Source organism: Thermogutta sp., assembly GCF_039793925.1.
In the GTDB taxonomy this organism is placed as follows: domain Bacteria; phylum Planctomycetota; class Planctomycetia; order Pirellulales; family Thermoguttaceae; genus Thermogutta.
The window spans coordinates 1-12,576 of record NZ_JBAMME010000057.1; the positions used below are offsets into that span (position 1 = coordinate 1).

7 protein-coding genes are annotated in these 12,576 nt (G+C 54.6%); 1 reads left to right on the forward strand and 6 read right to left on the reverse strand.

The annotated features are described in order from the left end of the window. The 6 genes from csx2 to ABJK56_RS01745 form a co-directional block, all read right to left on the reverse strand. Positions 1-962 (reverse strand): TIGR02221 family CRISPR-associated protein (csx2, locus tag ABJK56_RS01720; protein WP_347242938.1); only part of this gene is annotated, 962 nt, incomplete at its 3' end. A 52-nt stretch (positions 963-1,014) separates the two neighbouring features. Then, entirely contained in the window at positions 1,015-3,558 is a 2,544-nt protein-coding gene (locus ABJK56_RS01725) for a TIGR03986 family CRISPR-associated RAMP protein (RefSeq protein WP_347242939.1), read from the reverse strand. After that, on the reverse strand, positions 3,551-4,126 hold the full coding sequence (csx19, locus tag ABJK56_RS01730) for a CRISPR-associated protein Csx19 (protein WP_347242940.1): 576 nt from the start codon (positions 4,124-4,126) through the stop codon (positions 3,551-3,553). Before csx19 ends, ABJK56_RS01725 begins: the two co-directional genes overlap by 8 nt. Then, complete coding sequence (locus tag ABJK56_RS01735) at positions 4,123-5,664, reverse strand: RAMP superfamily CRISPR-associated protein (protein WP_347242941.1); 1,542 nt, start codon at positions 5,662-5,664, stop codon at positions 4,123-4,125. Before ABJK56_RS01735 ends, csx19 begins: the two co-directional genes overlap by 4 nt. Beyond that, positions 5,654-8,056 (reverse strand): RAMP superfamily CRISPR-associated protein, encoded by a 2,403-nt coding sequence (locus ABJK56_RS01740; protein WP_347242942.1) that lies wholly within the window; start codon positions 8,054-8,056, stop codon positions 5,654-5,656. The genes ABJK56_RS01735 and ABJK56_RS01740 overlap by 11 nt, the downstream gene beginning before the upstream one ends. Before the next feature lie 2 nt (positions 8,057-8,058). Further along, on the reverse strand, positions 8,059-9,636 hold the full coding sequence (locus ABJK56_RS01745) for a hypothetical protein (protein WP_347242943.1): 1,578 nt from the start codon (positions 9,634-9,636) through the stop codon (positions 8,059-8,061). Positions 9,637-11,445: 1,809 nt separating this feature from the next. Here ABJK56_RS01745 and ABJK56_RS01750 point away from each other — a divergent pair. Further along, positions 11,446-11,808 carry a hypothetical protein gene (locus ABJK56_RS01750; protein WP_347242944.1) on the forward strand — a complete coding sequence of 121 codons (363 nt, stop codon included), beginning with the start codon at positions 11,446-11,448 and terminating at the stop codon, positions 11,806-11,808. The last annotated feature ends 768 nt before the right edge of the window (positions 11,809-12,576 follow it).

The window sequence follows — 12,576 nt, forward strand, 5'->3', positions numbered from 1 at the left end:
AGGGATTCGTACATTAGGACGGCAGCCCGGAAGTAGTCTTCGTGATCCAATGCCTCCAGTGCGGACTGCCGCACCCGTTCCGCGAAAGAACTCTGTCCCGTCCATTGGAGCCTTTCCTCAAGCAGTCGGTGCAATTCGTTCTCCACTGCATCGGCCTGTTGGTGAGCCCGCTTGCGAAGAGACTGCGCTTTGGATCGGGCACTGTGGAGCTGGTTGGTATTTTCCAAAAACCAGGCTTCGGCCGCATCAATACCCAGGCAACGGGCGAGGGGTGCATAGTTTCCAGTAAGATTGAGAATGGCTGCCGCCTCCGTGGCTTCCACCAACTTCTGACAAATCGGCAACTCGATGACCGGCGTAATATTCCCCTGCCGCGCCTCAAAGACACCGGAAAAGAATCGGACGTTTCTCATACCATGTATCCAGCGCATCAGAGAGATGACAAATGCTCCGATGACCGGCATGTGACGGAAGCCATGGCTGATGTCGAATATTACGTCGTTGCCGTGCGGGACTTTTTCAAACAATTCTCTTGCGATTTGCTCCTGAGATTTTGGATCAAGTGCCTCATCGATCAGACACAACCGCAATTTCAATGGCCCAGCATGTTCGTTGAGGACGTGTTCCCACCTTTGTAAGGATTCCGAATCAACATTTCTGGCTATGACGCGATCGTCAATGCGACAGTATTCTTCTTCACCAATTGCATCTTGGTCGGGAATGATCCGAATTAGTTCGGACCAAAGCGAAGCTGACGTTCCGAGAACAACCCAACGGTCAATTTCAACACCGATATACCGCAAATATTCAATTAAAGCCGTCCCGAAAAGAGAGGTCTCTCTATCAAAGTGGCTACCGTCCGGAAGAGTGAAGCGGTATGTGGTCTTGCGATACTCCGACCGGGCGTCCTGTGGCTGAATCTTTTGCCCCGTACCTATGAAGCTGACCACGCTGCTCGGCATCGTTATTGGCTCCTGAGTCTAACAGCACCCTGTCCACTTTTCCCATGCGATTTTATGGCAAAATTGGTAGCCCGATATCCTTAGCAAGGTCAGGCAATGAAAAACCCGGGACACTTCTGTTCTTTACGCGTTCGTTCTCGACAAACCACTCGTAGGCTCTACCTTCCGGATGCGGTGGAATCGGACCCTGTTGGATGGCTTCTCTGGCTCGTGGATAGTGTGTCGGCAAGCGATCTGGATGTCCACTGGCCATCCTCAGAAATGCAGCAATGAATGACACTTCCTCGAAACGCCGTTCGCCACCGTAGGCCGAACGAACGGCCTCTTTGAATTCTTGGACCAACGCCTCAGGAGACACAGACTTCAGGCTGGTCTCCTCCAGAGAAGAATAAATCTGCCGCCAGCCTTCGCCACTGTAAATGGCCGTGCCAGAGGGATCGATTTCCAATCGCACACTGCCAAACCCCAGCGGTTTGCCACCACCGAAACGGTGGTAATGGCCCTCGGGTAAGCTGAGGAGCCATAGCAACGCCCCCAATTCCACAGCCGACACATTGGTCACATGGATGTCGAAAACAAACTCGGTGCCAGGCCTGACCCAACCCTGAATGGAGCGGTTTTGATTGTCGCGCTGTTCCTTACCGTTAAGTCGTGGGCGGCGGTATTCCTGGAAATAACCGTTCTGCTCCGTTTGGGTGCGGTCCTCCATGGGATCGTCCCAGTAGCCTGGCGGGAGTCCACGATGATGGGGATAAACCTTCCGGCCACGAAGTCCCTTGTCCGGTGAATAACCGGCCTCCTCTTTGGACAAACCATCGCGTTGCGCTTCGCCATTGGGTGAAGCGGCCACGTAGAATCGGGCCTGTTGCGGCTTGGGCTGGCCAAGGATGGCCAGTGGCAAACCCGGCTCGGATTTCGCTTCCTCGTCGTACAGGTTCCGCTTCTTCGAGTTGAACCATTCGATGGCCCGATCCGCCGGCGTGATGCATGTCACCGGGCCAATTCGGAGCTGGCCTTTGTATGCCCCGTGTCCTCGTTGATTGACCCAGCCAAAGACCCGATCCGCCGGTGAAAGCTGGTCCAGGGACGTCGCAGGCCGCAAAGAACAATCGAGTAGATCCAAGGGGGCCACATCGTACAGTTTTCGAGAAATATTGACGGGGAACAATCCGCGAAGGCGCCAACCACTTCCCTCCTGCTCCACCCACGCATAGAGAAGAGTACCATCACGGAGTTCCCGCTCTGCACTCGCGTTATTATTAATTCCCACAATATGGCGCGACCATTCGGAATGCTTTAGAGCAGGCGGCGATTTCTCACCGCGGCGAATTTCTTCGGCATGCTCCTGTTGGTAATTGAGAATGAGAGTTTCCCAATCTCGATGGTGTTGATCGCTGAGTTGAACCATGTGGCTTTCTTTCGATGCGCTGAAGAAAACCCTTTCGTCGTGCTTCCGGTCAATATTGGCATTCGTTATGCAAACAAAACCACGAATCTCTCGAACTTCACCCAACGGTTGATGATAACTCTGCGAATCTCTTTTGCTTGGATCAGAAGAGGCGGCAGGTTTCGGCCCAAGTTTCTTACCGGTAGGGACGATTTTCAATACTCGCCAGTATCGAAAGTCTTGCTTGTGGCTTTTACTTTTAGAGTCCCAGCGCCAGTGCTGAATAAGTTCCACCCAACAGTCGACCTCGTCCCCATGCTTTGGCAGCTCACCCTTGGGATAGCACACGGCGTTGTTGCTGATTTTCCCACGATGGTAACGCGGAAGCCAGGCAGCGTACATCGGCTCGTCAGGTCTTTCATGCCCAATCGTTGAGGTGCCAGGCAAAAGTTCTAGCTGGCCATTAGTCACGCGAGCGGGAACCAGCGCCAAACCCTGCTGCGTCGCCATACGGTAGGCCAGTTTGCGATCATGCCCTGGAAACACCGCAAATCGGGAGTTAGTCACAGCTTCATAAGCCGAGCGGAGCATGCCCTTGATCGACGTGGGTGGGATATACGGTTTGCCGTCGGCGTCGACGCGCACGGGAAAGCTCTTGTGCTCATTGCCGGTATTCGTGGCATTTGCCGCATCGGGAAGGAGCAACGGCGTGACGGCCGTCATCTTCACCCGAATAACACCGGTATAGCGATCCGGAAACAGAACATGATGACCGACCGGGCGGTGATCACCCAGTTCAGGATGGCCAGTGTCCCGCGGTGGTGCCGGCACGAAATTGTATGGGTTGTGGAACGATAGTACTTGGGAGCTGGCTCGATTCGGCACCGACTGCAACTTCGACTGACCTCTGAGCCGCTGTTCTGGATTTCGGCTTCTTGGCTGAGCCTCACGTCCAGCATCTCCCGATATTAATCCCGGCGAAAAGTAAGAACCGACAAATGGTTCACCCACAGGGCGTACTTTCTTCGGCTGACCACCGACCTCATCAAATTCCACCTCGAGGCCATTGAGCTGCTCCAAAGGTTTTTGCTTAACCTGCGCCGACAATTCCGCCTCCGGCACGGCTGTCTCGACCTCTTTGCCCTTACTATTAATAAACTTGATGCGGATCTGTTTCTTGACGTTGACAATCAGAAGGCCCTTAGCCACGAGCCACCTCCAGCTTTACCAAGCGTTCATCGAAAACGACGGCGTTGCCGTGCTCCGCCTCAATGATATACTCCACGGTGTGAAGCAGCACGCGTTCGTTTCGGCCCACATTCGGCACCGGCACATTCAACGTGCCGATCCGAGCCGTGGCCAGCTCACTCCAGCTCCCACCGACCGTTCGGCCAGTACCTTCACCCCACAAAAGGTATGTTTGCGGCAACTGTTTGATGACGTTGACTCGCTGTTCAACCTGCCAATCTCGCAACTGAGCCGAAAGATCTTTTTCCGCAATAATAACCGCTTGATGACGTTTCTCCGACGTTGGATCGTTACGCCAACGGAATTCCACTTCGACGGAGAAAGAGCGAGCTTCGAACACTGAATCAAGCTGGAGTGGCCGGCCATCGCTCCCACGAAGGATACCATCATCGAGCACTGCCAACTCGCAGCGACGGGGTGAATACAACAGGGCTATCGCACCTTCCGTGCCAGCAAGAGAGGCAAAATCTTTTAAAGCGTCACAGAGATTGATTCCTTCACGGGTGTATGTAAAAAGCTGTGTATTCATGTAGAGTTCTCCTGGTTTCGCTCAATCCATTGTTTCCATGCTTCATTCCAGCTTGGCGGTATATTACGGAGCTCCCCATTTTCCAGACGAATGTTTCGCCACTGATCCCAGGGATGATCAAGATCATCCCCGCCGAAAAGCACCGTATTGACCTTCACGGTGCCCATCCCACGATGCGTCGCGTAACCGAGTGGGAGTTGACCTCTTGCTAGGTCGCGAAGGATCAATAGAAGCAGCACAATGGCTGGAATCCGGAGATCGTCAGGAATTCGCAATAGATTAATTTCTAACTGGATGGGTTCCCACTCTGTGCGGTGGGGTTCTAAAACGGTATAAAGAAAACCTTCGGCCGCAGAACCAAGCCACCGATCAATGGCCACATGGTAATCGTGAGACCAAGTCTGGAGTTCGGCTTTGTCCAGCGCCCGACGGAGCTCAAAGTCGTCGGTAGCAGTCTCGATAGCCCGCCATTGCTCGGAATCGACACGCTTTTTCGCATAGCAGTCTGCCACACTCAGCGCACCAAGTCCAGGTAACCAGGAACTATTTTTATCCGCTGCGGCTTTTTCACCGCGGCGGCCGAAGAGCTCATTGATCAACTCGACCTCAAGGGCATCCAGAAACCTCTGCCTACTTGACGCCTCCAACCAACTCGGTTTCAGATCCTGACGCAGAGTGCGAACAATCCGCTCAGCATGAGCGCGAAACGTCCCCTTAATTGAGCTACCGGGTAGAACCGGCGCTATCTCGCCCTCAATATGACTGACTAACGGAAACACGTCAGCCGCAATTCCTTCGAGCCCCGCCTTGACCATCATGGGGCCCACAGGTTCCCAGTGAATCTCAACTTTCAACCGTGTCGTGCGCTGACGGGTACACGCCAACCTTGCCCTCTCGATTTCTCCGGGATCGACCTCCACGGGATCGGCTTGCTCCAAAACGGCCAGAATCCCCTCTCGAGTACCGAGAATCTGCTCGGTCACAGAGGCACTTTCGAGCTTGATTCGACCCAGGCCTCGTGTTTTGGCCGCCCCCAAGCGGATCTTACCGTGCTCCAGGGCTTCCTTTAACGCTGCGATCATCCCCAGAGCCAACTCCCGGTCGTTATGGGGGTCCGCCACTTCCACAGCCAGTTTGAAGGACAAGCGAGTCCCCCGTGGCAGAATGGCCCGGTCGTATTTGATGTTTTCCGCAGCACATCCATACTCGCGATCGATGCCGACGTGATCCCGGATTTCGATAACCAGCGGATCAGCATTCTCAACGGTTGCGTCCTCAACCAAAACAAATGATGCGTTGCCCTGACCTTTGTCCTGGTACCCCCAAAGTTTGTTAATGGTGGCTTCTCCAAGTACCATTTCCGCAAAGGAGCGAAACGCACCAGCCAAGCTCGTACCCGGGATGTAAAGTTGGCCGGCACCGTCCCGGGCCAGCGGCAGATCCGTGTCCACGTCATCCCCATATCCGCCGACGTGCAGCGGGGATTCGGTGATGAGCGTCCCGGACAAGCACAGACGGCTGTAAATCTCACGTGCCATGAACCGACTCCTCAGATTGGGCTCCCTCAAGCTCGCGCTTGTGGGCACGAATGCAAGCGTCAAAGAAAGTGCGGACCGCGAAGGGCCAGAGCTCTTGTTTCAAGAGTTTCTCCGCATCCGGCGTCAATGTGGGCCGATCTTCGGTTGGGATTTGTTCCCAGATGCGATCGTCCAATTCGATGAATCCTTTGACCTTTTCCAGAGATGGCCACTTTTCCCTTCGTCGATTGTTCCTCGCTAGATGCTCCAACCAACGTATGATCTGCTGTTTATCACCGGGCGATTGCAGCAAAGCAAGCTGGCCCCGTAAAGCCCCGAGCTGACTCATGGGGGGCATACCCTTCTTGACATCCCACCCGAGCAATTCTTCGCGCTTTCCGGCATCGGCAGCAATCCTCATGCACGCCCGCCGGATTTCCTGCTTCCAGAGTTCGATCTCCAAAAGACGAGCGAATTCTTGTGTTTGCTCGTCCATTGGCCCACCTTGAGGCAAGTTGGCCGGCTCTGACTTAACCGATTCACGTGGAGCCTGCGACCACTGAGTTGGCAGTGTCGTCAGAAGTGGATGATTGAACCGCACCTGGCCAAAACCCTCGGCGGTGCGCAATCCGATTCCACGGGCTTCCACTTCGGCAAGCTTATCCGGGTCGAGCTGCCCTTCCACCTGAAACACCATGCACGAACCCGCCTGCAAAGCGATAAGAGTCGGCCGAGGCAGCCCCCAGCCCACGTGCCACGTATCGAGACGCCGGACGCGAATCAACTCGTTGAGACAGCCGTTGCTACTTTCCCGGAGCCTCAGTTTCACGCCCAATCGACGCCCCAGCTCTTTGGCCAGCGCTTGACTGGTCGGCTCCGGCCGCAACCGTTCATTGGTCACAAGCGCGTCCGAAACAAGCCACACGAAAAGCAAACCGTCGGCACGCGGTGCTGGCGCAGCAGTCCAGGGCTCGGGGCTAGCAGCAATCAACCGGGCCAAGCCATAATCGTCTTTTTTTGAGCGCCCAAGAGCGACATCACCATTCAACTTGGTCCACCACTTTTCTTCTACCTTAGCTAAGCTGTTCACCAGCGTCTGGCGCAACCGCAACTCCGTCCGAAACACCACCGCTTTTCCCTGATCCGTGGGAGAAACTGCCTCGTAGCTGTACACTCCGCCTGTATCTCGCGTGGGCCGTTGCACTCCATCCTCCACCGTATTATGCGTGCGGAGGATCATTGGCGTTTTATAGATATGTTCCTGCTGAGTAGAAATATAACCTTCCCGCAATTGCTTGCGTTGCGTGCCGTCGTTCGGCTCCCGCTGGATAAGGACATTGACGATCGATTGTCTATTTTCTTTAGAGAGAGGTTGGCTTACCCCCTTGCGAGCGAAGAGGCATATCGGCACAGGCATCCCACGCTCGCCATCCACTTCGGGATAGGCCGGCAAGAGAATCAAATCCCCAGACTGAATGGCCTGCCGCACGTCAACTCCAAGACTTTTGAACGCCCTGGTAACGTGCGGCAACAGGTAAGTACCGGGAATAAAATCGAGACTTTCTACAATATTGCCCACCGTGCGGAACGAGACAGCCAGAGGCTCCTCAAGCATTAGCTTCAGCGGCACGCACACCCAGGGGCCATCATAGGACGCTGAGACTACCTTCGAAGCAACCGAAGTCGTCTCTTGTTCAGCCTCAGGCCACTCTGGAGCCAGTGAGTTCTGCTTCAACCATTTGATGGCAGCCGCGACGTCGGCATCCACAATTTCCAACCGACAGCGGCCAGCTCCTCGGCGGCGTTTGCCACCCAGACGCTCCACCAGCATCGCCGAGGCAACCAGAAGGGCGCTGGCCACTTCCCGGGCACTGTTGCTAGGAACTCGAAGTTGGCACTCGGCTTCCAAAACGGTTCCCCTGCGTGCAACTTCTTCAAACCGCAGAAAATCTGTCTGAGAGGCACCGCTGCGTGGATCGATCTTCACCCCGGGCTTGATGAACGTCAGGACCTGCCGAAAGCGACGGTCGGATTGCAACAACTTTGAGCGCAGCGGTTCAGGAATACGGGCGGGACGAATCTGAATCGCCGAAGGGATTGGCGCTCTCGCCGGATCTTGGTGGCGGCCGGACGGATTATTTCCACCGAGACCGGGTTGGCTGCCAAAAATTTGGTCCACCAACCTGGACCAGCTACCCACCTGCCCATCGTCCAGAGCCCGGCACAGCCGTTCGCAGGCATCCCGCCAAACACCGTGAAGCGTTTTTGCCGGAACATACGGCAAATCATCACCGTCACGGATGACCAGGCGGTCAACGGCCCCCGGCCGCCCCGTTCCCGAACCCACGTGCCAATCACTTTCAAATATCAACCGAACGCGGAAACGCTCCGGCAGTGGCCATACTTTTCCCACAGTCAATCCTCCAGAAACTCGGCTGTGTCCACCGCATCCAGCAATCCCGTACGACGGTAGTCCGTGTCCATCCAGAAAAGAGAATCTCCATCGCCCAACAGTGTGGCCAACCCTTGTTTGCGGTAGCGCTCCAAGACCAATTTCAACTGGGCATCGGCGACTTGCTGGCCCAGGAAGAGCGACTGTCGTAACGCGTGGAGCATGCTATTAGGCAACTGACGGCGTCCATCACCATCCACCGCTCGCACCGCTTTAACCCGTTCCTTTAACTTCTCCCAGTGCCGATGCACGGGCCCCTGATTGGCGGTTGTCACGTATGGTCGTCCCACCAGAAGCGTGTTTCCATCATCCACCGTCAGCTCCCGGCGTATTCGCTCGAGATTTGGACCGCTTGCATCATGGAGGATATGATAATCCACAGCAGAAACCGGCGATTGGGGATTCTGCTTGGCAATCTTTTTGGCGGATTGCAACAGTTCCTCAGCAAGCTGATAAGCAGCGAAAAAGGGAAAGTGTGGCTTGACAATCGCTACGCCCGCACAGCTCGTCACGCCGTTATTCAGAATTGGTTGAATCGCCTTATGCTCTCGAGTTGCTTTTTCAAAATTGTCGAGAAATTCTTTCGCGAACCGTAATGCTTGTCGACCATCACAGATGACCGTTAGGTCGTCACCACCCAGCACCAGCGGAACGATGGGCAAAAAGCCTCCACGGGGATAAAGCAATCTCAAAGCCTGACAGAATGCCCTCTCCGTGCACTCGTCCAGAGCAAGAGAAAACTCCCGAAGCTTGGTAATGTAGTCGCGATTGTCACGATTGTCAGTAACTTTTGCCAATTTATCAAAGTTTAAAAAGACCTGACCCAGCCCGTTACCATCTGCATGAATAATCGCCAGCCAATCGCAACCAAGCTCTTCCAAACCGGTGAGAGTGTCGGGCAAACAATGGTTGACGTTTTGTCGGTGCAGAACTTTCTTGAGGCGATCCTCCCAGCCCTTTCGTGCCCGAACCTTGGCGAAAACTGATGCGGAATACTCACGGTGTTCCCAGACCGGAACCTCGTCGTTCGCGCAGGCCAGCCGAGCTGCCGGCAATCCGCTCGTCGCACATTCCGCAACGATTGGTAACCGCTGAAATCGCGCCACTGCCCCTGGCAACCGCGAGCGAACTCTCTCATATTGTCTGTGAACTTCTCCAACCAATGGATGAATCGGTTCGTCATCAAAATCAAAATCTCGGCTGACCACTCCATACACGTCCACACCCGGGGCTTCTTCTAAGGCCCGTGATGTGACCTCCCGAACGATCCGCCGGCCAACATCCGCATTTTGAACTAGTAACAACGCTTTGCCGGAAGCCGCCAGAATGATTTCAACCGGGTTTTGAGTGCTGAGCGGCGGGTATTCACTCGGAATTCGGGGATCGCCTGGCACCTTAACTTTCAGGTTCTTCACCGCATCGAATACGTATTTGGTTCCCGTGCGGTAGATGAGTTCTGAAGCGCCCACGTTTTCACGCAACTTGTTGGTGGCGAATATGAACGACTGATTACCGGAGGTCTCAATCAGCACGAGGTTCACAAGCCGTTCTCCTGAATCGCGCAGCTCACCCCAAATTGACATCCCGTGACCACTGAAAAGTCGCCCCTGGTCCTTAAAGCCCCATCATAATTTACCGCCAATCAATCCGGTTAGCAACGGCCATACTGCGGGGAGTGTCATCAGGCGAACCCAACACACAGGAAGAGCAGACGGGGTAGGCAAAAAGTCAACTCATTCGGTAGGCCTTTGCATTTTGCCCAGCCCGAACCCACGCAGCCCTTTGTCGACTATCCCAAATTCGATCACACACGCTCTGTGGCGTAAAATACTGGCGAGCCTTGAGCGCTGCAATCCAAACACATCACCTCAACTTGACCGACGTCGGATCATCTGCGGGGAGTCACCGGGGAGACTAGCTTTCTTGCCCCGTTGAAGCTGGGCTTCATTGCAGGCCATCTGCGTCGCTGTCTGTAAAAATCGGTCTTGCGGGACCGCAGGGGCCTCAAATTCTGAGTGTCGATGGGTGCGGTTGTGAGTATAGTTGTGAACAATTGGAGAAGTGAGTAATCAAGCGACTAGGCCCAACTGCTGCGACTATTCTGCGACAGCCGGTCTTGAACAAAAAGTGAAAAAATATCGCAAGGTGCTTTGAGCCGCCTGTCAAGAGTGCTCATCCACGGCAAGATTCAACTTTGTCGGCTACACTACAGCGTCGGAAATTCTCCGTAGATCGTTGCATTGAGCCGTCAGGTTCGTTAATCGCAAGTTCTCCCACCATTCCCGAAGAGGTGGGAATCTGGCCTGACCGATGAGCGGGGACAAAGCGGGGACAATCAGTGGTCGTGGTCGATATCGGTATACGGCGATCAGGGGAAGGCGGCTTAGTGAGTTGACGAACAGGGGAAGGCTTGGAACATCCCTCCGGTGATTTCTGAGAAATCGAGCGAGCCCGCAAGCCGGTGAGGACGGTTATTTCATGGGATACCGTAAAAGTACCAAAATCGGCGGATGATCGGCTGACTGAAACGATGTTGCTGCCAGCGTCTCTGATACGAAAAACCCACAGCTTATTCCCTAGTGACGATCCATCTGGCATCTATCTGCAAGTATTTAAGAATCCGGTAACAAATTGGGCTTCAAGAAACAGCCGCGGCATTTTCTTCCAGGGTGAGATGAAGCTCCACCGCCACGTACAGCAAGTCGTCCAAAAGGACGATCACCGCGACTTTTTAGTTGTCCCGGTACAAGACCATCATATAGCTTGATTTGGTGGAGTCCTTATAAAATACCCGGAGCAAGTTTGACGTGGTGGCGGGTCCGGACGGCAACCGGCCTATCAATACCCCAAACAAAGGGACGGTTTTCTGGGCGAATCTTTCTCTGTGGTATACTACAGTGCGTAGAGTGCGGATAGATGAAAAAATAGAGGATGAAAAATAAACACGTTGAGTATCGGACAAGTTAGCAAGCAAGCAGGCGTCAGTGTCGAGACGATTCGCTTTTACGAGTGCGCAGGGCTCCTTGAGGAACCTCCGCGAAGTCCGTCGGGTTACAGACTGCATCATCCGTAAATTGTCAAGTACATCCGGTTTATCCGTGATGCTAAAGCAATCGGCTTCAAACCTCGCAAAATCAAGCAACTACTGAAAGGGCAGTCCGAGTCTTTGAGCAACTGCAAGGCGATGCTCGCACTTGCGTAGAGGAAAATCGCTGATACCGAGCTACGAATTCGTAACGTTCAGAAAATGAAGCGGACGCCGCTAGCTTTGGCGAGGAATTGTCAGCGGGCACAGCCCAGTGGCGCGTGCCCATTTTGAGGGCACTGGACCGATACGAAGGAGAATGATCATGAAAATCGAAGTGCTTTATTTCGAAGGTTGTCCCAATCACAAGCCGACCGTGGAGCGCACCAAGGATGTGCTTCAGCGGCTTGGTGTGGACGCCAACATCCATGAGCTGGAAGTCACCCAAAATGACGATCCGATGATCATGAAGTTCGCTGGTTCGCCCACGGTTCTGATCGATGGCCAAGACATTGATCCCAGGTTACGCGCGGCACCCAATTATGGATTCGGCTGCCGAACGTACGGGGGCGCAGGTGTGCCACCTGTGGAGATGATCGAGGCGGCCCTGCGCGAAGCATGCAATCGCCACGATTGTGGCCCATCGCGAGCGTCGCCGACCGACGACGAGCACATCCGACCAAGCTGAATGCCTATTGTTCTGACACGCCAGCTGCCGTGTTGTCGGCAATTCTTTCGTCCGCCTGCTGCTGGCTGCCGCTGTTGCTTTTGGCGTTTGGTCTGCCCGCAGCGGGTGTGGCGGGGTACTTCGAGGCCGTGAGGTCGTGTTTTCTCGTTGCCGCGGCGGCCTTACTCGCGGCGGGCTTTTACTTCGCGTATTTACGCAAGCCCGCTTGCAAGGCCGATGACACGTGTGCTACCCCAAGCCCCAAGCTTCGACGATTCGATCGCACCATTTTGTGACTCAGCACTTTGTGTGTGATCGCTTTCGCCTTGCTCCCGTACAACCAAATCGTGTTACACGGATTCGCGGCATCACGTTCGTCCGAACCGAAGGCCGATGAAGGAACCGCTCCGACCGTAACCAGTAGCTTCCACATCGAGGGCATGAGTTGTCCGGCCTGTGCGGCCACACTTGAGTTCCAACTGTCCAAGCTCCCTGGTATCTACCAAGTAACGATTTCCTTCGACGATGGGACTGCCGTCGTCCGCTCATCACCTGACGGGCCATCTGAAGCAAGCTTGCGAGCCACCATTGAACAGGCTGGATTCAGAATCTCGCAGAAATAAGGGCTACTTTGCCTGAGGCGAATCCGAAAAAAAACTAAAAACGCTTAGTAGCCGAAGTCGTTGCGACAGGCATTCGCTGCAAACCAACCGCGAGCGGCGAAAAGCGGCGGCGAATTCCGCCTCGATTGGCCAGTTCCCTTGAGAAGCGAGCGCCACGACGGTGGCG